Raw genomic sequence first — 21,460 nt, forward strand, 5'->3', positions numbered from 1 at the left:
CGTAATAGGCGGCGCACCGCGTTTCCCGGATAGGGGGACCCGCGGCGCGCGCCTGATGATACCGATCGACCCCGTCCTGCCATGGAGAGCCCGTGTCTTCCCTAGACGAACCAGTACGAATGCCCTCCGCTGCCAACCGTTACGCGATCGTCGTCATGGGGGTGAGCGGCAGTGGCAAATCGACGATCGGGGCCGCGCTGGCCGCGCGATTGAGCTGCCAGTTTCTTGAAGGAGACGCCTTTCATACGCCGCATAGCGTCGCGAAGATGCGCGCCGGCCAGCCGCTGGACGATCAGGACCGATGGCCCTGGCTCGATCGCGTCGCTGCCAGCCTGCGCGATGCGGCGGAGAGCGACGGCGTGGCGGTGACCGCCTGCTCGGCGTTGAAGCGGATCTATCGCGATCGGCTGTCCCGATCGGCAGGTATCCCGCTGTTGTTCGTGTTCCTCGATACGACCGACCAGGATGAACTGTCGCGGCGGCTGGCTCATCGTTCGGGGCACTACATGCCGACCAGTCTCATCGAAAGCCAGCTCGATACACTGGAAAAACCACAGCCTGACGAGCGCGCCCTCACCCTCTCCGCCGGCCTGTCGCCGGATCGGGCCTGCGACGTCGCGCTGGACTGGGTTCTACGCGAGAAAGCCGTCTACGACGAAGAACGCCTGGGAAGGACTGTGTGATGGAACTCGGACGACGTGATCTGCTGGTTGCGGCGGCCACGCTGGCGGCGACGTCGAACGCGGCCTGCGCGGCGCCTCCACGCAAGCTCGGCTATGCGATCGTCGGGCTCGGCTATTACGGGTTGCAGACGATCCTGCCGCAGTTCGTCAATTGCGAGCATTCGCGCGTGACGGCGCTGGTCAGCGGCGACCGGGCCAAGGCGCTCGCGACCGCGACGAAGTACGGCGTGCCCGAGCGATCGATCTATACCTATGCCGATTTCGACCGCATTCGTGACAATCCAGACGTCGACATCGTCTATGTCTGCCTGCCCAATGCGATGCACGCCGAATACACCATCCGCGCGGCAAAGGCCGGCAAGCACGTCATGTGCGAGAAGCCGATGGCTGTATCGGCAGCCGAATGCGAGGCGATGATCCGGGCGTGCAAGACCGCCGGCAAGAAGCTGATGATCGGCTATCGCTGTCACTTCGAGCCGTTCAATCTGGAGGCGATGCGGCTGGCGAAGTCCGGGGCGGCGGGCAAGATCCGCTACGTCCGTTCGGAGCATGGCTTCGTCCAGGGGGACCCGAACAAATGGCGGCTGAAGCGCGCATTGTCCGGTGGCGGGTCGCTGATGGACATGGGCATCTACAGTCTTCAGGCCGCACGCTACATGACCGGCGAGGAGCCGATCGCGGTTACCGCGCGCGAATCCACCGACCGTCGCGATCCGCGGTTTCGCGAGGTCGAGGACATGATCGAATGGACGCTCGAATTCCCGTCGGGCGCGATCGCCGGGTGCCAGTCGATGTACAGCGCCAACCAGAACCACGTCCTGCTGATGGGCGACAAGGGGCGCATCGAGCTGGAACCGGCGACGCGCTACGACGGCAACACGATGTGGACCGGCCGCGATGGCCGCGAGACTGCGATCACCAGCCCCCCGCCTGGCCCCGGCAAGACGCAGTTCGCGGGGCAGATCGATCATCTGGCGGAGTGCATTCTCGACGGGCGCGAACCGATCGTCTCGGGCGAAGAAGGATTGCGGGATATGCGGATCGTCGAGGCGATCTATCGATCCGTGCGCGAAAGCCGGACGGTGAAGCTGTGATCCGGCCGTTGCTTGCCGCTGCCGTGGCGCTCGTTGCGACTTCCTCCCTGCCCGCACAGACTGCGAGCGATCCGACGAGCTTTGCTGGATCAGCCGACGTGCGCGCGCGGATCGTTGCGTTGGAGAAGACGATGAAGCCGGGCCAGGGGTTCGCCATGGCGCCGCTCGTGCAGGCGGACGGGACGAGCGCCTCGCTCGAATATTGGAAGGCGCCGGGCAAGCCTGCGGTGCATCCGGACGAGGCCGAATACGCGACCGTGATGGCGGGCTCGGGAACGCTCGTCTCGGGCGGTACGCTGGTCGCGCCGAAGCTGCGCTTTCCGGGGCTGGTCGAAGGCGATCGGATCGAGGGTGGCACGACGCGGAAGCTTGCGGTCGGCGACGTGTTCCTGATCCCGGCGGGGACGCCGCACTGGTTCGGCATCGATGGCAAGCTGGTCATGCTCGGGACGAAGATCCGGACGTCAGGTCAGCGGAAGCCCAGCCAGTAGAGCAAGCCGATATTGACTGCGAGCAATGGCAGCGCGGTCGGTATCTGCGCGCGGATGACGGCGTTCCTGTCCTTGAGATCGAGCAACGCCGCGGGGACGAGATTGAAGTTCGCCGCCATCGGCGTCATCAGCGTGCCGCAGAACCCGCTGAGCATGCCGATCGCCGCGACCACCGCCGGGTCGCCGCCGTAATGGCGCACAAGCAAAGGGATGCCGATCGCCGCGGCCATCACCGGGAACGCCGCGAACGCGTTGCCCATGATCATCGTGAAAAGCGCCATGCCGAGCGTATAGGCGAGCACTGCACCGATCAGGCTGCCCTCGGGAATCGCGTGGCCGGCCAGACCGCCGACGACATCGCCGACGCCGGCGAGCGCGAACACTGCGCCGAGACTCGCGAGCATCTGGGGGAGCACGGCCGCCCAGCCGATCGCGTCCATCAGCCTGACACCCTCGGCGAGCGGGGTCGCTACGCGGGGGCGGAACCATAGGTGCATTGCGACCAGTGCGATCAGGACGCCGCAGGTCAGCGCGACGAGCGTCGCTTGCTTGGGGTCGACGAGGCTCGGGACTGTGCGGAACAGGACCGTTCCGCCGAGTGCTGCGGCTGGGATGATCAGCGCGGGGAGGAATATCCGGTTGCCTAGGCGGGTGGCTTCGACACGCCGTTCGTCGAGTGTGGTGGTGGCACGCCCGCCCCGCCCCATCGCGCACGAACCGGCGATCGCGACGAGCGCCAGAACGAGGACGCCGTTGCCGACATCACCGAGCTTTCCGCCGAGCAGGAAGCTGATCGCCAGCACCGCGTAGAAGGCCGCGTTGCCGAAGCGCTTCGGGTTGGTGCGGTCGGTTGCGCTCAGGACTGCGAACGCCGCGAACATCAGGCCGGCGATGCCGTAGATGAAGCCGGAGCCGATCATCGCACGCGTGCCAGTCGGCGGTCGAGCAGCCACAAGCGGAAGCCGTGGATCAGGAACGCGGCGATCGCGGTCGGGATCGCCCACATCGAGAGGTGGAGCGGCTGGATGACGATGCCGTAGCCTTCGAGCACACCCTTCATCAGCAGGATCGAACCGATCGCGATGAAGATGTCCTCGCCGAAGAACAGCCCGATATTGTCGGTTGCGGCGGCCATGGCGGGGATGCGGTCGTCGCCGGGCGGCAAGCCTTGCGCCTCGGCGGCGGCTTCGGCCATCGGCGCGACCAGTGGGCGGACGCTCTGTGCCGGGCCAGCAATCGAGGTCAGGCCGAGCGCCGCGGTAAGCTGGCGGAACAGGAGGTAGCCGGTAAGGAAACGCCCCACGGTCGCCCCCTTGAGCTTGCCGATGGCTAGTCTCGCGCGTTCCTGGAGACCGTGGCGTTCGAGCATCCCGATCACCGGGAGGACGATGTAGATCACGGTGACGTAGCGGTTCTCGTTGAACGCCTTCCCGAACGCGGCGAGGATCGCAAGCGGGGCAAGTCCAGCGGCAAGGCCGGTGATGAGTGCGGAGACCGCGACGACGAGCAGCGGATTGAACCGGAGCAGGAAGCCCGCGACGATCACCGCGATGCCGCAAAGGACCAGCATCGACGCTCAGCGCGCCTGCTTGGCGAGATCGGCGTCGAACGCGACCTTGGCCTTCGCGACGATCTTTGGGAGCAACGTCGGATCGACGAACGCGCTCGCGTCGCCGGCTTGGCGACGTTTGCCCTTGGCGATCACGTCGGCGAGTTCGGGGTGCGACGGCAGGACGATATCGGCGTGCAGTGTGCCTAGCATGGCGATGCTGCGGCGGTAGTCGGCGACGATGCCGGGATAGGCACGGTTGCCGATCAGGCGGTTGCCCGCCACGCTGACGCTGCACGGGAAGACGACGTCGAGGGGGCGCGGCTTGGCGGGGATTTGCATCGTCCAGGTCGTGCAGCCGGCCGTGTGTCCCGGCGTGGCGCGTGCGGTCAGCGTGGTGGTGCCGAGCGTTACCTTGTCGCCGTCGCGGACGCCGCGATCGACGTGGACGGGCGGGAAGCGGATGACGCCGTAGTTGGTCTCGCCGGGCGGTACGCCGGTTTCGAGCGCGGGGACGTCGCGGGCACCAGCTACCACGCGAGCGCCGGTCGCGCGCTTGAGCGCGGCTACACCCGCGGCGTGATCGAAGTGGGCGTGCGTGACGAGGATCAGCTTTACGTCGCGGGGGCGTACTCCCGCGGCGGCGATGTTCCGCTCGATCATGCCGGCATTTTCGGCGAGCGTGCCGTCGATCAGGATCGCGCCGGCGCTGGTCTTGATGAGGTAGGCGGCGATACCTTCGCTGCCGACATAGGTGATCGGGCCGGCGATCGGGAACGGGGCTTGCGGGCGCGTCCAGGCTGGCGGGTCTGCCGCGCCTAGCAGGAGCGGTGCGGTAACGGCGATTGCCAGCACACCGATACGAAACCCGAGCGATCCGCCCCCGCCAGGAGGAGCTGGCAGGCGTAGCCTGACGGAGGGGGCGGAATGCGATACCATCTGTTTCGTGTCCTCCCCCTCCGTCTGGCAAGAGCCAGCCACCTCCCCCTTGCGGGGGAGGATCGTAAAATGCGTGTCTAGCTTATTCCCACTCGATCGTGCCGGGCGGCTTAGAGGTATAGTCGTAGGTCACCCGGTTGATGCCCTTGACCTCGTTGATGATCCGGGTCGCGACGCGCGGGAGGAAGTCGCCGGGGAACTGGAACGCCTGTGCGGTCATGCCATCGGTCGAGGTGACCGCGCGCAACGCCAGCACGTTGTCGTAGGTGCGGCCGTCGCCCATCACGCCGACGCTGCGGACCGGGAGCAACACCGCGAACGCCTGCCAGATCGTGTCGTAGAGGCCGGCCGCGCGGATCTCCTCGAGGTAGATCGCATCCGCCTTGCGCAGGATGTCGCAACGTTCCTTGGTGACTTCGCCGGGAATGCGGATCGCGAGGCCGGGTCCGGGGAACGGGTGACGGCCGACGAAGATCTCGGGGAGCCCCAGTTCACGCCCCAACACGCGGACCTCGTCCTTGAACAGCTCGCGCAACGGCTCGACGAGCTTCATGTTCATGCGCTCGGGCAGGCCGCCGACATTGTGGTGGCTCTTGATCGTCACCGACGGACCGCCGGTGAAGCTGACGCTTTCGATCACGTCCGGGTACAGCGTGCCCTGCGCAAGGAACTCCGCGCCGCCGAGCTTCTTCGCCTCGGTGTCGAACACGTCGATGAAGGTCTTGCCGATGAACTTGCGCTTCAGCTCGGGGTCGGTGATCCCGGCGAGTCCGCTGAGGAACAGCTCCTCGACGTTCACGTGGATCAGCGGGATGTTGTAGGCGCCGCGGAACAGGCTGACGACCTGCTCGCTCTCGCCTGCGCGCATCAGGCCGTGATCGACATAGACGCAGGTGAGCTGCTCGCCGATCGCCTCGTGGATCAGCACCGCCGCGACTGCCGAGTCGACGCCGCCCGACAGGCCACAGATGACGCGGCCCTTGCCAACCTGCGCGCGGATCTCGGCGATCTTGGTCTCGCGGAACTCGGCCATCGTCCAGTCGCCGCTCAGGCCGCAGACGTGGCGCGCGAAGTTCGCGATCAGCTTGCCGCCATCGGGGGTGTGGACGACCTCCGGATGGAACTGCACGCCGTAGAAGCGCCGCGCCTCGTCGGCGACGATCGCATAGGGCGCGCCGGTCGAGGTGGCGACGGGGGTGAAGCCGGGCGGGATCGCGTCGACCTTGTCGCCGTGGCTCATCCAGACCTGGTGGCGCTCGCCCTCGGCCCAGAGGCCGTCGAACAGCGCGCAGTTGGACTTGACCTCGATGAACGCGCTGCCGAACTCGCCACCGTCGCCCGAGACGATCACGTTGCCGCCGAGCTGTGCGGACATGACCTGCTGGCCGTAGCAGATGCCGAGGATCGGGATGCCCGCCTCGAAGAAGCGCTGCGGCACGCGCGGGGAGTTCTCGGTGGTGACCGACGCGGGGCCGCCCGAGAGGATGATGCCCTTGGGCTGCATCCGGTCGAACGCGGCTTCGGCGGACTGGAAGGGGGCGATCTCGCTATAGACGCCGGCCTCGCGCACGCGGCGGGCGATCAGCTGGGTTACCTGGCTGCCGAAATCGACGATGAGAATGCTGTCTGGGTGCTCCATGTCGGGCGCATAGCCGGATGGGACCCGTAACGAAAGAGGCCGCGCCTCCCGGATGGGAAACGCGGCCTCTGATCGGGCTAAAATCTGATCCTCCCCCGCCAGGGGGGGGTGGCGCCGAAGGTGACGGAGGGGGAGGACACGCAACCGAGGTTGTCGCCGCCTCCCCCTCCGACAGGCTGTGCCTGCCACCTCCCCCTTGCGGGAGAGGATTGGAAGCTCAGGGCTTCGGCAAAACTTACGCCGCGTCGTCGTACTCAGCGTCCGACATTACCGGACCCGAATCCTGGCCCTTCGCCGAGACGTCGCGGTCGACGAACTCGATGACGGCCATCGGCGAGGCGTCCGACATGCGGATACCGGCCTTGATGACGCGGGTGTAACCGCCGTTGCGATCCGCATAACGGGTCGCGAGCGTGTCGAACAACTTGATCAGCTGCGCATCGTCGAGCAGCTTGCCGTGCGCGAGACGACGGTTGGACAGGCCACCCTTCTTCGCGAGCGTGATCAGCTTCTCAACGTAAGGACGTAGTTCCTTCGCCTTGGCGACGGTGGTGGTGATCTGCTCGTGCTTGATGAGCGCGGCGCTCATGTTGCGGAACAGGGCAAGACGGTGGGCCGAGGTCCGCTGAAGCTTACGGCCGCCTACGCGATGGCGCATGTTTAATACCTTTTCGTTCGTTCAGGGGCCGTGTGAGGTACCCGGGAGCTGGTCGCCGTTGAGGCCGCGACCGATCGCCTTTCGTTCAAAGGTTAGGATAAGGTTACGCCTAGGACGCTTCCTTAGCCCTTCCCTTCGTCTCCAGCCGGGTGGCGACTCGGCGAAGCCGTGTCGTCGAACGGGTCGGTCGAAACCGACCCGCCGGCCGGACTGTTTCGTCTCCGAGGCAAGCTTGCTTGCCCCGGTGCGAAATCAGCCCATGATTTCCTGCTCGAGCTTCTTGGCCATCTCTTCGATGTTCTCAGGTGGCCAGCCGGGGATTTCCATGCCCAGGCGAAGACCCATCGACGACAGCACTTCCTTGATCTCGTTCAAGGACTTGCGGCCGAAGTTAGGCGTACGCAGCATCTCGGCTTCGGTCTTGCCGACCAGATCGCCGATGTAGATGATGTTGTCGTTCTTGAGGCAGTTCGCCGAGCGCACCGACAGCTCCAACTCGTCGACCTTCTTGAGAAGGTAACGGTTGATCTGCTGCGTATCGCCTGCGGGCTCCGCACCACCGGCAGCAGGGGCTGCCTGGCCGATAGGGGCCGACGAGCGCGTGACCGACGAGTCGTCGAAGTGGACGAACAGCGCGAGCTGGTCCTGGAGGATGCGCCCGGCATAGCCGACTGCGTCTTCCGGGGTGATCGTGCCGTCGGTCTCGATCGTCAGCGTCAGCTTGTCGTAATCCAGGTCCTGACCGACGCGGGTCGGGTCGACCTTGTACGAAACCTGACGTACCGGCGAGTACAGCGCATCGACCGGGATCAGACCGATCGGCGCGTCGGCCGGGCGGTTTGCGGTCGCCGGCACGTAACCCTTACCGATGTCGGCGGTCAGCTCCATGTTGAGCGTCGCACCCTCATCGAGGTGGCAGATCACGAGATCCTTGTTCATGATCTCGATGTCGCCCGAGACGGCGATGTCGCCGGCCTTGACTTCACCCGGACCCGTTGCCGAGAGCTGGAGGCGCTTGGGCCCCTCGCCCTGCATGCGGATCGCGATCTGCTTCACGTTGAGGACGATGTCGGTCACGTCCTCGCGGACGCCGGCCAGAGACGAGAACTCATGCAGCACGTTCTCGATCTTGATCGAGGTGACGGCCGCGCCCTGCAGCGACGACAGCAACACGCGACGCAGCGCGTTGCCGAGCGTCAGGCCGAAGCCACGCTCGAGCGGCTCGGCGATGAAGGTCGCCTTGCGCTTGGTGTCGCCACCGGCCTTTTTCTCCAGGCCGCTGGGCTTCTTGAGTTCCTGCCAGTTCTTTGCGTTGACAGACACATGCTTCCCCTAATTTGGGGGCCGGCGAACGGGTGTGTCCGCCGACCAATAAAATACACCCGTGCGGCGCGATCAACCGCGCACGGGAGGCGGAGAATCAGACGCGACGACGCTTCGAAGGGCGCACGCCGTTGTGCGGGATCGAGGTCACGTCGCGGATCGACGTGATCTGGAAACCGACTGCCTGAAGCGCGCGCAGTGCCGATTCGCGACCCGAGCCGGGGCCCTTGACCTCGACTTCGATCGTGCGGACGCCGTGCTCGGCGGCCTTCTTGCCGGCGTCTTCCGCTGCGACCTGGGCCGCGTACGGAGTCGACTTGCGCGAGCCCTTGAAGCCCATTGCGCCGGCCGACGACCACGAGATCGCGTTGCCCTGGGCATCGGTGATCGTGATCATGGTGTTGTTGAAACTGGCATTCACGTGAGCGACGCCAGAGGTGATGTTCTTGCGCTCGCGCCGCTTAATGCGCTGAGGTTCGCGTGCCATGGTGTATTTCCTGACCTGTATCTGCGTGACGCCGGGCGGCCCGTTGGGACCAGCGCCGGCGGAGTAATCCATTGAAAAAGTGGATTACTTCTTCTTGCCGGCGATCGGCTTGGCCTTGCCCTTGCGGGTGCGCGCATTGGTATGCGTGCGCTGGCCGCGGACCGGGAGGCCCTTGCGATGACGCAGGCCGCGATAGCAGGCGAGATCCATCAGGCGCTTGATGTTCATCGAGGTCTGGCGGCGCAGATCGCCCTCGACGGTGTGATCGGCGTCGATCGTCTCGCGGATGTGCAGGACTTCCTGATCGGTCAGGTCCTGGACGCGGGCGGTGTCGGCGATGCCGAGCTTCGCGACGATTTCCTTGGCCTTGGTCGAACCGATGCCGTGAATATAGGTCAGCGCGATCACCACGCGCTTGTTGGTCGGGATATTAACACCCGCGATACGTGCCATGAACTTGGTTCTCCTGCTCCACGGGCTTCGGCATGGCTGCACAAAGCCCATCTCTTAGCGATGATCCGAACGCACGATAGCGACGAACGCAAACAAGCGCCGCCGGAACCGTCGTGTCGGGGAGAGTTCAACTAGGCGCGGGCGAACGCAGTGTCAAGCGAGCGGTTCCACGGCGGACGGTGCAGCGTGGCGCATCTTGAGCCAGCGGCGGAACGAGACGACCGTCCAGATCAGCTCGACCACCCCGAACGGCCACGCGCCCTGAAGGAAGCCGTAGATCGAACCGAGCACGCACCCGAACGCGAAACCGAGCGTCCACCAGTGCGAGCCGGCTTCCTTGGCGTAGCATAGCAGCGTGAAGGATACCGCGGCTAGGCCGAATAGGGAAAGGGAGTCCATGGGACACCCTGTGCCAGTAATCGTGAACAAGTGCCACTGCGCAGCACGCCCGACCTCCGAAGTACGATCAGCCCGGCGTACGGGAACTATCCAAAAAAGGTGGCGACACAGCCCACCGTTCTATGAAGACGGGGGCTTTATTCTTCCGTCCTTCATAGCCTTCTTCATCACCCGCTCAATAAGGCCACCACTACGTGGCAGACTCTGGTAATGATTCTTACCCTGTCTTGCGAGCAATGCAGTCTCGGGAAAAAAATTACCTCGCTGATCAACTACTTTAAATTGCAGGCACCCATCAGCAGTTCGCGACAGATCAACGTTCGCCAATGTGACCGGCTTGCTGTCAATCCAATCTATTACCCGTATTCTCGATTTACTGCGATAAACCGTGCCGGTGATCGTTGCCTCAGGCCATGCGAAGTGCTCGTTTAGGCCTTTCGACATTATCTCCCCGTGAACAGCGTCACCATCAAACCGAAGAGTAAAATCCAGTCCACTTCCGCCCGGTGTCGGCGTATTCTCGCTCGGGCTGGACGCAAGGGAAACCGGATCGAGATCCCCCACGTCAAAAGGATCGGCCTTGCAGGTCTTCACCAGGCTCCAATCGCCGTTAAATCTGGAGTCGACTGGCGCCCAAACACCCATTCCCTCAGCGGCTTCTGGCAATTCTTTTCGAAAGCTATTTATTTGCGCTGGCAGGTTGAGCAGCCTCATGAAAACAGCAACTAACCACCCCGAAATTGCAAACATATTTCTAAGCATAAGTTATCCCGGCAAGTAGGCCTGCCTCGATCAATACGCCGCCACCCTACCAACCTCCGCTGCGCTATCATAAATTATAAATGCCACTACTTCCGCCCGAACAGCTTCTCGATATCGCCGTGCGCGAGTTTTACCCAGGTGGGGCGGCCGTGGTTGCATTGGCCGGAATGGGGGGTGACTTCCATTTCTCGGAGCAGCGCGTTCATTTCAGTTACCGACAATATGCGACCCGCGCGGACCGAGCCGTGGCAGGCCATCGTGCCGGCTACCGCGTCGAGGCGCTCCTTTAGCGAGAGCGCTTCGTCGAAGGCGGCGAGTTCGTCGGCTAGGTCGGTGACGAGGCCTTTTGGGTCGCTCTGGCCTAGCAGCGCGGGGGTGGCGCGGACCAGCATGGCGTGGGGGCCGAAGCGTTCCAGGTCGAGGCCGAATTCGGAGAGTTCTTCGGCGCGGGATTCGAGGCGGTCGCAGGCGGATTCGTCGAGTTCTATGACTTCGGGCATCAGGAGGGCTTGGGACGCGATGGTGCCGCCGATCAGGGCTGCACGCATGCGTTCGAGGACGAGGCGTTCGTGGGCGGCGTGCTGATCGACGAGGACGAGGCCGTCTTCGGCTTCGGCGACTATGTAGGTTTTTGCGACCTGGCCTCTTGCTACGCCCATCGGGAAGGCCGCGGTCTGCGGTGGGGGCGTCCAAGCGGGTTCTGCGCGCGCCTGCGGGGGCGCGGCGAAGAAGGTCGGGCGGGCATCGTTTACCGCGCCGTAGTGGCGATTTGCCAGCGAGAGCCTTTGGGGCGTGCCCTCACCTTCCCATCCGCTTTGCGGACGGGCCCCTTCCTCTCCCCCGGGGGGAGAGGAGATGTTTTCCGGTTGCCACATCGAAAGGGCGGACTCGCTGGCGCGTTGGCTTCTGTGGCCGGCGGCGTCGAGGGCGCGACGGAGGCCCGAGACTATGAGGCCTCTGACCATCGCGGGGTCGCGGAAGCGGACTTCGGTCTTCGCGGGGTGGACGTTGACGTCGACCTGGTCGGTGGGGATGTCGAGGAACAGCGCCACCACCGCGTGGCGGTCGCGGGGGAGCATCTCGGCATAGGCGCCGCGGATCGCGCCCATCAGCAGGCGGTCCTTTACCGGGCGGCCGTTGACGAACAGATACTGGTGGTCGGCGATGCCGCGATTGTAGGTCGGCAGGCTCGCGACGCCGCCGAGGACCATACCCTCCCGCTCCAGGTCGATCGCGACTGAATTGTCGGCGAGCGCGCGGTCGGTGAGCGTGGCCACCCTGCCCGGCCGGTCCTCGACCTGCATCGCCGACAGCGCGCGGCGGCCGTCATGTTCCAGCGTGAAGCCGATGTCGGGCCGTGCCATCGCGAGCCGGCGGACGACGTCGAGACAGGCGGCGTATTCGGCGCGCGGGGAGCGGAGGAACTTGCGGCGGGCGGGGACGCGCGCGAACAGGTCTTCGACCACGACGCGCGTGCCGGGCGGGAGCGCGGCGGGGCCTTCGCGCTCGACCCGGCCATTGTCGACGGTGCGTGCCCAGCCTTCGGCGCCGCGGATCCGGCTTTCGATCGTGAGGCGCGCGACGCTCGCGATCGAGGGCAATGCCTCGCCGCGAAAGCCGAGCGTCACGACCGATTCGATAAACTCGTCGGGCAGCTTCGAGGTCGCGTGGCGTTCGAGCGCCAGCGCCATTTCGGCGGGGGTCATTCCGCAGCCGTCGTCGGCGACTTCGATCCGCGACGTGCCGCCTTCGACGAGGAGAATCGCGATGCGCCCTGCCCCTGCGTCGATCGCGTTCTCGACTAACTCCTTCAACGCGCTGGCGGGTCTTTCCACCACTTCACCGGCGGCGATGCGATTGACCAGATGCTCGGGGAGGCGCCGTATTGACATGGGTTTCCGTCTAGACCAAGCGACGGCATCCCGCGACCCGCAAACGCCATATATTAGAGTATAGGCACCCGGTGCTTAGAAACGCCGGCGGGTCACGCGAGATGATGTGCGTGCGCATGATTGTTGGTGGTGGTTCGCCCGTCCGGCGGCCAGGATTACGGGACCCTGATTGAATGGCCTTCTACTCGCGTTTCTTCAAGTTCATGTCGCACGACATGGCGATCGACCTCGGCACCGCAAACACCGTCGTCTACGTCCGTGGCCGCGGCATCGTCCTGAACGAGCCGTCGGTGGTCGCCGTCGAGACGATCAACGGGATCAAGCGCGTGAAGGCGGTCGGCGACGACGCCAAGATGATGATGGGCAAGACGCCGGGCAACATCGAGGCGATCCGCCCGCTGCGTGACGGCGTGATCGCGGACATCGACGTCGCCGAGCAGATGATCAAGTATTTCATCCAGAAGGTGCATGGGCCCCGGAAGTTCGCGCGCTGGCCCGAGATCGTGATCTGCGTGCCGTCGGGCTCCACCAAGGTCGAGCGCCGCGCGATCCGCGATGCGGCGTCGAACGCGGGTGCGTCGCAGGTCTGGCTGATCGAGGAGCCGATGGCGGCGGCGATCGGTGCGGACATGCCGGTCACCGAGCCGATCGGTTCGATGGTCGTCGACATCGGCGGTGGCACGACCGAGGTCGCGGTGCTGTCGCTCCGCGGGCTCGCCTACACGACGTCGGTGCGCGTCGGCGGCGACAAGATGGACGAGGCGATCGTCAGCTACGTCCGCCGCAACCATAACCTGCTGATCGGCGAAGCCACGGCGGAGCGGATCAAGAAGGAGGTCGGCATCGCCAAGCCGCCGGTCGACGGCATCGGCATGATCATCCAGATCAAGGGCCGCGATCTCGTCAACGGCGTGCCCAAGGAGATCCAGATCAACCAGGGCCAGATCGCCGAAGCGCTCAGCGAGCCGGTCGCGACGATCGTCGAGGGCGTCCGCGTCGCGCTCGAGAACACCGCGCCGGAACTGGCCGCGGATATCGTCGACCAAGGCATCGTGCTGACCGGCGGCGGCGCGCTGCTGCAGGGGCTGGACGAAGTGCTGCGCGACGAGACGGGCCTGCCGGTGACGGTCGCCGAGGACCCGCTGACCTGCGTCGCGCTCGGTACCGGTCGTGCGCTCGAGGATCCGTTGTTCCGCGGCGTGCTGATGAGCGGTTAACGATCTGTTTTTGCTTTAAGACACGCGGACACGAAATCGCGTTGTCCGAGTCGCGAGGGATCTGACCCTCGCGGTTCGGCGGCGCCCGAGACAGGGGGACAGGCGCATGGCGCCAGCCCGCGACCGGCGCACGGGGTTTTCCCGGCGTCGGCAATATGGTGTGTTCATGGGCTATGTGCTCGCCGTCGCCGGTGCGGTGGTGGGCCTAGTGCTGCTCGTCGCGTCGACGTTCAATCCGCCAGCGTTTTCCGCGCTGCGGATGGGCGTTGCGGGCGTGACGACGCCGGTTTCGACGGGATTCGCCACCATAGGCACGTCGATCTCGGGCATCCCCGATGCGGTCGGCAACTACTTCTTCGTGAAGCAGGAAAACGTCGCGCTGCGCGCCGATCGCGAGCGGACACGGACGCTGCTGATGCGCGCGCGGACGATCGCGTATGACAATCGCCGGTTGCGTAGCCTGTTGGCGATCCGCGAACGCTCGACCGCGCCGGTGGTGACCGCGCGGCTGGTGAGTTCGAGCGCGTCGAGCGGGCGGCGCTTTGCCCTGCTCAACGCCGGCCGCTGGAACGGCGTCTTACCCGGTATGCCCGTGCGCGGGCCCGATGGGCTGATCGGTCGCGTCGTCGAGACCGGGCCGAACGCGGCGCGCATCCTGTTGCTGAGCGATGGCGACAGCATCGTCCCCGTCCGCCGCACGCGTGACGGGATGCCCGCGATCGCGGCGGGGCGCGGCGACGGGATGATCGACATCCGCTCGGTTAACGCCACCAATGTCCGGTTCAATGCGGGCGACCTGTTCGTGACGACCGGCACCGGCGGGATCTACGCGCCCGGCGTCCCCGTTGCGCGCGTGACCAAGGCGGGGTCGGATTCGGTGATGGCGCGCGCGTTCGCCGATCCCGACACGCTCGATTTCGCACTTGTCGAGCGGATGTTCATGCCGGTGCCCCCGCCTCGCCCGGTAGCGCAGCAATGAGTCGCGCTCGCGTCGTCGACAGCGTCGATTACAAGCCGTTCGAGACCAAGATCCCGGCTGGCCGGTCGCGCGCGATCCCATGGGCGACCGTCATGGCGGGATCGCTGATCACGATCATCCCGGTGGTCGCGACGATCCCGCTGCTGCCGCCGTTCGGGTTCGTCATGCTGCTCGCGTGGCGGCTGCTCGCACGGTTCGCGTTCAAGCCCTGGGCCGCCGCGCCGCTTGGCTTTTTCGATGATCTCGTCAGCGGACAGCCGCTTGGCAGCGCGGTGCTGATGTGGTCGCTCGCGTTCGTCGCGATCGACATGATCGAACAACGCCTGGCCTTTCGCGACTATTGGCAGGACTGGCTGATCGCCGGCGGGCTGATCGCCGCGTGCATCCTCGTCGGCCGTTTCATCGCGGTGCCGGTCGGCGCGCATGTCGATACGATCCTGATCGCGCAGATCGCGGTCACGATCCTCATGTTCCCGTTGGCGGCCCGCATCGTCGCGGCGATCCAGAACAAACGCGGTGCCGAGTGAGAAATACACCGCGTATCGTCACCGAGATGTCGCAGGCGTACAGCTTCTCGCGGCGGGCGTGGATGCTGGGCGCAGCACAGGGTGGCGTCGGGCTGATGCTTGCCGGGCGGATGGCATGGCTGTCGGTCGCGCAGAACGAGCGCTACACGATGTTGTCGGAGAGCAACCGCGTCAACATGACGCTGCTGCCGCCCCGCCGCGGCTGGATCGTCGACCGCCACGGCGTACCGATCGCCAACAACCGCACCGATTTCCGCGTCGACATCATCCCCGACCGCCTGCGCGACAAGGAGCGCGTGCTGCCGCTGCTCGGCCGCATCCTCCAGCTGCCGCCCGAGGAAGTGGAGCGGATCGCGATCGATCTGGAGCACGCAGCCGGGTTCCAGCCGGTCCAGGTCGCCGAGAATCTGGACTGGGAGCGGTTCGCCGCGGTCAGCGTGCGCCTCCCCGAACTCCCCGGCGTCGCGCCTACCCGCGGCTTTGCGCGCAGCTATCCGGCCGGCGCCGCGGTCGCGCACCTGACCGGCTATGTCGGCGTGCCAAACGCCGAACAATACAAGAAGACGCACGACCCGCTGCTCGTCACGCCCGGCTTCAAGCTCGGCAAGGACGGGCTCGAAAAGATGCTCGAGACCGAGCTCCGCGGGGTCGCCGGTGCCAAGCGGGTCGAGGTCACCGCGCGCGGCAAGCTGGTCGCCGAACTCGCGACCAAGCCCGACGTCCCCGGCAAGACCGCACGGCTGACGATCGACGTCGGGCTTCAGGAATATGCCGCACGTCGCCTCGGCACCAACTCCGGATCGGTCGTCGTGCTCGACACCCGCACCGGCGAGATGCTCGCGATGGTGTCGATGCCCGCCTATGATCCGAACAGCTTTTCGGACGGGATCAGCCATCTCGAATGGCAGATGCTGAGCGACGACGATCACGTGCCGCTGATGAACAAGGTCACGCAGGGGCTGTATCCGCCGGGCTCCACGGTCAAGCCGATGAATGGCCTCGCGCTGATGAACGCAGGCGTCGATCCGTCGACCCGCGTGAATTGCTCGGGGGCGATGCGGCTCGGGACCAGCGTGTTCCATTGCCACAAGAAGAGCGGCCACGGTCCGCTCGATCTCAAGAACGCGATCATGCAGAGCTGCGACATCTATTTCTACGAGATGGCGCGGCGGGTCGGCTACAACGCGATCGCGCCGATCGCGCGCACGCTCGGCATGGGCCAGAAGTTCGACTTGCCGTTCTCGACGCAACGCTACGGCACGGTGCCCGACCCGGCATGGAAGCTGAAGAAGTACAAGCACGACTGGACCGTCGCGGATTCGCTGAATGCGTCGATCGGCCAGGGCTATGTGCTCGCCAACCCGTTGCAGCTCGCAGTGATGGCCGCGCGTCTAGCGTCCGGCCGGGCGTTGCAGCCGAGCATCCTGGCCAGCCATGTCCACCGCGACTCCCCTGCCCTCGCGATCGACTCCGAGCATCTCGCGCGCGTCCGCGATGCGATGTTCGGCGTGATCAACCAGGGCGGCACCGGCGGCGCGGCGAAACTGCTGATCCCCGGCGTCGCGATCGCAGGCAAGACCGGCACCGCGCAGGTCCGCCGCATCACGATGGCCGAACGGCGCTCGGGCGTGCTCAAGAACGGCCAGCTGCCGTTCAAGATGCGCGACCACGCGCTGTTCATCGGCTTCGCGCCCGCCGATAACCCGCGCTATGCGCTTGCGGTCGTGCTCGAGCATAACGGCCACACCGTGCGCAATCTCGACACGCCGATGATCGGCCGCGACATCATGACCTATATGCTCGACCGCGAGCGGGCGCTGAAGTCGCTCGCCGAGGTCGAACCGACCTGGGGTGGCGATATCCGCACGCGCATGGCGGCGACCGCGGAGACCTACCGCAAGGCGCAGTCGGCGCCCCCGGCGGCGATCGCCACCAAGACCGACGCGATCGTGCCCAGCGACGCGCCAGCGGTCGCCAACGCCACCGACATGGCGAACGCCACGCAGGAAGCGCTCACCGCGCCGGGCGCAACGGTCGCCGAAGATGATTCAAGGGACCGCCAGCCGTGAACCGTACCGAGCGTCAGCGATGAACCGTATCGTCCCCGAACCGCTCGCCAAGCTGCCGTGGCGCGTCCTCCTGCTGGTGGTCGCGATCGGCTGTTTCGGCCAGGTCGTGCTGTATTCCGCGGCCGGCGGCTCGCTCAAGCCCTGGGCGCTGTCGCAGGGCATCCGCTTCTTCGTCCTGCTCGCCGGTGCGATCGCCTTGTCCTATGTTCCCGAGCGAACGTGGAAGGCGGGCTCGCTGCCGACCTATGCGCTGATCGTCGTGTCGCTGATCGCGGTCGAGATTCTCGGCAAGGTCTCGGGCGGGTCGCAGCGCTGGCTCGACCTAGGCTTCATCCGCCTGCAACCGTCCGAGTTCATGAAGCCCGCGATCGTGCTCGCCTGCGCCAAATTCTACGACATGCTCCCGCCCGGAGAGACGCGACGGTTCAGCGCGGTATGGCCTGCGGCGCTATTGATCGGCGTCCCGGCCGCGATCGTCATGAAGCAGCCCGATCTCGGCACCGCGCTGATGATCTGCGCGGGTGGCGCGACGGTGATGTTCCTCGCAGGCATACCGCTGCGTCTGTTCGTCGGCGGCGCGATCACCGCCGCAGTGGCGATCCCGCTCGCGATCAACTTCGCGTTGCACGATTACCAGCGCAACCGCATCCTCATCTTCCTCGATCCCGAGAGCGACCCGCTGGGTACCGGCTATCACATCAGCCAGTCGAAGATCGCGATCGGCTCGGGCGGGATCTGGGGCAAGGGCTTCCTCCAGGGCACGCAGAGCCATCTCGACTACCTCCCCGAGGGGCATACCGACTTCGTCTTCGCGACGATGGCGGAGGAATGGGGCCTGGTCGGCGGCTGTCTGCTGATCCTCGCCTTCCTGCTGGTGATCCGCTGGGGGATCGAGGTCGGCCAGCGCGCGCAGACCCGCTTCGGCCGGCTGACCGCAGCGGGCCTGTCGACGACGATCTTCTTCTATGTCGCGATCAACCTTATGATGGTGATGGGCCTCGCCCCCGTCGTCGGCATCCCGTTGCCGCTGGTGAGCTTCGGCAGTTCGGCGCAGATGACGGTGCTGCTGTGCCTCGGTATCCTGATGTCGATCGACCGCCAGAACCGCAAGACGGTCGGCTGGTAGGTCGAAAAACCAACTTATTTCACGAAAAAGCGGCGCGATCGACGAAAACGGACTCGGATCGACGAAAAGGGGGTTGCGGGGCCCGATGAGTCTGCTAACAGCGCGCCTCCAGCAGCGGGGCGCCACACCAGGGCGCCACTCAAAACCGCCCCGGAATGGACGCATAGCTCAGTTGGTAGAGCAGCTGACTCTTAATCAGCGGGTCCTTGGTTCGAGCCCAAGTGCGTCCACCAGAGTTTCCAACGGCTTCGCAGCGATGCGGGGCCGTTTTGCTTTTGCCGTCCCCTGACTTTCCCCTTTTTGTGCTTATTTTACACTTCTAGGCGACGTCGGTCGCACAACCGGCGAGCGCCGCACGGTATGTATGAACTGCCGCCGTTCGAGGCGAGGCTGGAGCAGCACTGGCGGAGAGCGGAATGGCCACTTTCGGCACCCGTTGGGCGGAAGCTGCCGTTTGTTCAGGCTTGGCCCGACGGCATCAAGACGACTCATAACGGTTGCGCGAGCCTACCATCCGTCCAGTTCCGCACAGTCCGGTCGGTCGTCCCAACCAGCGGGCGACCGGCGCGTGTCAGCACTCGGCGTAGAACAATCGTCCGGTCACGATGGGACAATCGCCCCCCGTCGTTGCTTCATGGTTATTTGAAGCCGTTGTGCTCGGCACCGCAAAGTTGCTACTGTGTTCCGACAAAATGGTCTCTGCTAAGCGGGACATCGTGGCGGAGGAAACCGGCTTGAACGAGATTGTCGCATTAGCCGTTCACGACCTCGAGCGGAAGCATGGCGTCTACCAGATCAAGGCGGCGACGAAGACACTGCCGGTCACTGACACCACGCAGCGTGTGGTCGACGAACTGAACGACCTCTACAACCGGCGGGCGTCGAAGAGCTACGGCAAGTTCACGGCCAGCGAGGGCTATCCCACGCAGGAGCAGATCCGAGACTACATCGGCGATCCGGAGAAGGATTTTCTTCGGTTGACGACGCGGATGATGGAGACGCTCCGTCAGCAGGCGCAGGCACGCACGGCGTCGACAGGCGGCCACGTTCTTTTCGAGCACTTCCGCCGCGACCAGAAGGACTTCCTCCTCGTCGCAATCGTATCAGACAAGCTGAGCGCGATCCTGAAGGCGCAGGACGAGATGGAGGACGTGAAGCATCTCGACCTCGAGGGCTTCCGTTTCGCCGGCCGCATCAACCTGACCGCTTGGGCCGCGGGTGCCGAGCGTTACATCAGCTTCCTCAAGGGGAAAGGCGACGTATCCGAATACTTTCGCCTTTTCCTCGGCTGCGACTCCGTCGTGGAGGCACGGGTGGACACGTCTAACCTGGTTACGGCGCTCAAGGAGTTTGTCACTGCCGAGAAGATGTCGGAGAAGGACGGCAACCAGTTCCTCGCTCGCGCCAAGGCCATCTGCGAGCGGTCGTCTAACAAGCGTGAGGAGCTCGAATTCGAGGCGCTGGCGAACGAACTGCTGCCGAACGATCCCAAGCGCCTGACCGATCATCTTGGGGACACCGACCGCGCACTGAGCGACCGGTTCGTGCCGGACAAGCGCTCGCTGGCCTCGCTCGTGCGCTTTAAGGGCGGGACCAAGCAGTGGAAGGTTGAGTTCGACCGCGACGCAGTGAGCAGCCGCGCGGTGATCTACGATCCGGAGGCAAACACCATAACCCTGACGGGACTGCCTGACGACCTGATCTCACAGCTGCAATCCGAAGGCCTGGGTCATGGCTGAGATCGGCTTCGCCGACCTCATCGTGATCTACCGCAATACCGTCTTCGACGGCGCCGGTGGTGGCGTCCTGCACGTGGCGAGCGACCCCGTGGCGGAGACGATCCGAACGATTGAAGCCGATGATGCGCTCTACGATCTCACACAGATCGCGCTCGTCGCTCCGGGAGCGGTCACGGTCGGGGATCACGTCGCGATCACGATCAGGGCGCCCAATCACAGACTCGGATTGCTCGTTCGTGATCTCGATGCGCTCTTCAACGCGCCCGATGCGTCGTGGAACGAGCCTCCGGCCTACTATGTAATCGACGAGCGTTTTGCCCGAGGCGACGCCGCCGTTCCAGTTGCGCTTGCCAAATACAGATCGCTGTTGACCGTTACCGCGGTGCTTCGTGAAGCTGCCAACTACGTCAGCGACCTGCAGCGTGAATTAGTCTTCATCGACGACGAGAAGACGGTCGTGCCCGTCATCTTCTCGTCTGCCGATCTCTCGGAGGGCTTGGTAGAAAATGCCGCCAGACTGAGCCGCATCTTCGGCGAACCGCTGCACGGCGACGAGAAGACAGAGCTGGTGTCGGCCGCCGTAATCCAGTCGGTCCGCAGCATACGTCGTGCGGAACGGTTCCGCCATTTGATCAGCCACCTCGACGAGCTCTGCGACGAGGTAGAGAAAGGCTACAGGCTCTTCGTCTCCAGCTTCTCCTATTCCAAGATACGCAAGGAGATCGAGACGGCCCGCCTTGAGTACGTCGGCAAGATCCATAAGACCCTCGTCGACATACAGGGGCAGCTGCTCGGCATCCCCGTGGCCACCATCGTCGTCGCATCCCAGCTTAAGACCCCGGAGAGGTGCGGCCTCGCCTTCTGGACGAACGCGGGCGTGGTGCTGGGAGCCTGGATCTTTGTTGGACTGCTATGGCTGGCGATCCGCAACCAGCAGCACACGCTCACTGCCATCGAGAAGGAGATAAACGGTCAGAATTCGCGACTGGAGCGCGACTATGCAGCCGTCCGAGACGACTTCGTCGCCGTCTTCGATGATCTGGGCGGGCGGATCACATGGCACAGACGGGTACTCTGGTTCGTCCTGGTCTTGGCGCTGAGCGGAGCGGCCGGAGCCACTTACGCATGGCTAAGATTGACCCCGTCCGCCTACACGGCGTGCCTGTGAGGCCGAGCCTCAGGCGGTGACCGCCTCGATCGCGGCGGCGAACTCGGTGGCCGTCCGAAAGACTTTCCCGTCGTCGGTGAGCAGCCGCTAGGGCACCGATGCGGTAGCTTGCGACGATCTCCAATCTATGCCGTCCGCGCCGGTGATCGTCCGGTTGTGCCAAAAGCAGTCGATCGTCCTCGCCTGAGCGGCCGTTCGGCAAAGCGCCTCAACCCAAGTCGTTTGCTGCAAACCACCGCTAGCCCGAAAGCTGCCATCGCAGACGG

General features: G+C 65.0%; 21 protein-coding genes and 1 tRNA gene. 11 read left to right on the forward strand and 11 right to left on the reverse strand.

Features of this window, described 5'->3' with window-relative positions:
- Window positions 1–119 precede the first annotated feature (119 nt).
- Genes O6W96_RS05300 through O6W96_RS05310 form a run of 3 tightly spaced genes read left to right on the forward strand, consistent with a single transcriptional unit; the run spans window position 120 to window position 2,268 of the window.
- The gene (locus tag O6W96_RS05300) at window positions 120–683 is read left to right on the forward strand and encodes a gluconokinase (RefSeq protein WP_353468626.1); all 564 of its coding nucleotides are present in this window, start codon (window positions 120–122) and stop codon (window positions 681–683) included.
- Complete coding sequence (locus tag O6W96_RS05305; RefSeq protein WP_353468627.1) at window positions 683–1,777, forward strand: Gfo/Idh/MocA family protein; 1,095 nt, start codon at window positions 683–685, stop codon at window positions 1,775–1,777. The genes O6W96_RS05300 and O6W96_RS05305 overlap by 1 nt, the downstream gene beginning before the upstream one ends.
- Window positions 1,774–2,268: a cupin domain-containing protein gene (locus O6W96_RS05310; RefSeq protein WP_353468628.1), complete on the forward strand. Its 495-nt coding sequence runs from the start codon at window positions 1,774–1,776 to the stop codon at window positions 2,266–2,268. Before O6W96_RS05305 ends, O6W96_RS05310 begins: the two co-directional genes overlap by 4 nt.
- On the opposite strand, the gene O6W96_RS05315 is transcribed toward O6W96_RS05310, so the two are convergent.
- The 11 genes from O6W96_RS05315 to mutL all read right to left on the reverse strand — a co-directional run bounded on the left by O6W96_RS05315 (window position 2,247) and on the right by mutL (window position 12,369).
- The gene (locus O6W96_RS05315) at window positions 2,247–3,188 is read right to left on the reverse strand and encodes a DUF979 domain-containing protein (RefSeq protein ID WP_353469359.1); all 942 of its coding nucleotides are present in this window, start codon (window positions 3,186–3,188) and stop codon (window positions 2,247–2,249) included. The genes O6W96_RS05310 and O6W96_RS05315 overlap by 22 nt on opposite strands.
- A complete protein-coding gene (locus tag O6W96_RS05320) occupies window positions 3,185–3,838 on the reverse strand; it encodes a DUF969 domain-containing protein (RefSeq protein ID WP_353468629.1) in 654 nt (217 codons plus the stop codon). Before O6W96_RS05320 ends, O6W96_RS05315 begins: the two co-directional genes overlap by 4 nt.
- 6 nt (window positions 3,839–3,844) lie before the next feature.
- Entirely contained in the window at window positions 3,845–4,756 is a 912-nt protein-coding gene (bla, locus tag O6W96_RS05325) for a subclass B3 metallo-beta-lactamase (protein WP_353468630.1), read from the reverse strand.
- Window positions 4,757–4,838: 82 nt separating this feature from the next.
- The gene (gene guaA, locus O6W96_RS05330) at window positions 4,839–6,395 is read right to left on the reverse strand and encodes a glutamine-hydrolyzing GMP synthase (protein WP_056482672.1); all 1,557 of its coding nucleotides are present in this window, start codon (window positions 6,393–6,395) and stop codon (window positions 4,839–4,841) included.
- 235 nt (window positions 6,396–6,630) lie between these two features.
- Complete coding sequence (gene rplQ, locus O6W96_RS05335) at window positions 6,631–7,053, reverse strand: 50S ribosomal protein L17 (protein WP_056482675.1); 423 nt, start codon at window positions 7,051–7,053, stop codon at window positions 6,631–6,633.
- 252 nt (window positions 7,054–7,305) lie between these two features.
- The gene (locus O6W96_RS05340) at window positions 7,306–8,376 is read right to left on the reverse strand and encodes a DNA-directed RNA polymerase subunit alpha (protein ID WP_031395236.1); all 1,071 of its coding nucleotides are present in this window, start codon (window positions 8,374–8,376) and stop codon (window positions 7,306–7,308) included.
- 97 nt (window positions 8,377–8,473) lie between these two features.
- A complete protein-coding gene (rpsK, locus tag O6W96_RS05345) occupies window positions 8,474–8,863 on the reverse strand; it encodes a 30S ribosomal protein S11 (protein WP_031395237.1) in 390 nt (129 codons plus the stop codon).
- Window positions 8,864–8,947: 84 nt separating this feature from the next.
- Window positions 8,948–9,316, reverse strand: coding sequence for a 30S ribosomal protein S13 (gene rpsM / locus O6W96_RS05350; RefSeq protein WP_056015521.1), 369 nt, complete (start codon window positions 9,314–9,316; stop codon window positions 8,948–8,950).
- Window positions 9,317–9,469: 153 nt separating this feature from the next.
- A complete protein-coding gene (locus tag O6W96_RS05355) occupies window positions 9,470–9,715 on the reverse strand; it encodes a hypothetical protein (protein ID WP_056047934.1) in 246 nt (81 codons plus the stop codon).
- Window positions 9,716–9,835: 120 nt separating this feature from the next.
- Window positions 9,836–10,465 carry a hypothetical protein gene (locus O6W96_RS05360; protein ID WP_353468631.1) on the reverse strand — a complete coding sequence of 210 codons (630 nt, stop codon included), beginning with the start codon at window positions 10,463–10,465 and terminating at the stop codon, window positions 9,836–9,838.
- Between the two features lie 98 nt (window positions 10,466–10,563).
- Window positions 10,564–12,369 carry a DNA mismatch repair endonuclease MutL gene (mutL, locus tag O6W96_RS05365; RefSeq protein WP_353468632.1) on the reverse strand — a complete coding sequence of 602 codons (1,806 nt, stop codon included), beginning with the start codon at window positions 12,367–12,369 and terminating at the stop codon, window positions 10,564–10,566.
- A 173-nt stretch (window positions 12,370–12,542) separates the two neighbouring features.
- On the opposite strand from mutL, the gene O6W96_RS05370 reads away from it, so the two are divergent.
- The 8 genes from O6W96_RS05370 to O6W96_RS05405 all read left to right on the forward strand — a co-directional run bounded on the left by O6W96_RS05370 (window position 12,543) and on the right by O6W96_RS05405 (window position 21,194).
- Complete coding sequence (locus O6W96_RS05370) at window positions 12,543–13,586, forward strand: rod shape-determining protein (protein ID WP_055878614.1); 1,044 nt, start codon at window positions 12,543–12,545, stop codon at window positions 13,584–13,586.
- Between the two features lie 106 nt (window positions 13,587–13,692).
- A complete protein-coding gene (mreC, locus tag O6W96_RS05375; RefSeq protein ID WP_353468633.1) occupies window positions 13,693–14,565 on the forward strand; it encodes a rod shape-determining protein MreC in 873 nt (290 codons plus the stop codon).
- A complete protein-coding gene (mreD, locus tag O6W96_RS05380; protein ID WP_082440961.1) occupies window positions 14,562–15,092 on the forward strand; it encodes a rod shape-determining protein MreD in 531 nt (176 codons plus the stop codon). The genes mreC and mreD overlap by 4 nt, the downstream gene beginning before the upstream one ends.
- Window positions 15,093–15,118: 26 nt before the next feature.
- Window positions 15,119–17,161: a penicillin-binding protein 2 gene (gene mrdA, locus O6W96_RS05385; protein ID WP_353469360.1), complete on the forward strand. Its 2,043-nt coding sequence runs from the start codon at window positions 15,119–15,121 to the stop codon at window positions 17,159–17,161.
- A 19-nt stretch (window positions 17,162–17,180) separates the two neighbouring features.
- Complete coding sequence (gene rodA / locus O6W96_RS05390; RefSeq protein WP_107963663.1) at window positions 17,181–18,287, forward strand: rod shape-determining protein RodA; 1,107 nt, start codon at window positions 17,181–17,183, stop codon at window positions 18,285–18,287.
- 157 nt (window positions 18,288–18,444) lie between these two features.
- Window positions 18,445–18,520, forward strand: a tRNA-Lys gene (locus O6W96_RS05395).
- A 420-nt stretch (window positions 18,521–18,940) separates the two neighbouring features.
- The gene (locus O6W96_RS05400) at window positions 18,941–20,026 is read left to right on the forward strand and encodes a nucleoid-associated protein (RefSeq protein ID WP_353468634.1); all 1,086 of its coding nucleotides are present in this window, start codon (window positions 18,941–18,943) and stop codon (window positions 20,024–20,026) included.
- A complete protein-coding gene (locus tag O6W96_RS05405; RefSeq protein WP_353468635.1) occupies window positions 20,019–21,194 on the forward strand; it encodes a hypothetical protein in 1,176 nt (391 codons plus the stop codon). The genes O6W96_RS05400 and O6W96_RS05405 overlap by 8 nt, the downstream gene beginning before the upstream one ends.
- Window positions 21,195–21,460: the final 266 nt, after the last annotated feature.

This window comes from Sphingomonas faeni (genome assembly GCF_040407495.1).
Classification (GTDB): domain Bacteria; phylum Pseudomonadota; class Alphaproteobacteria; order Sphingomonadales; family Sphingomonadaceae; genus Sphingomonas; species Sphingomonas faeni_D.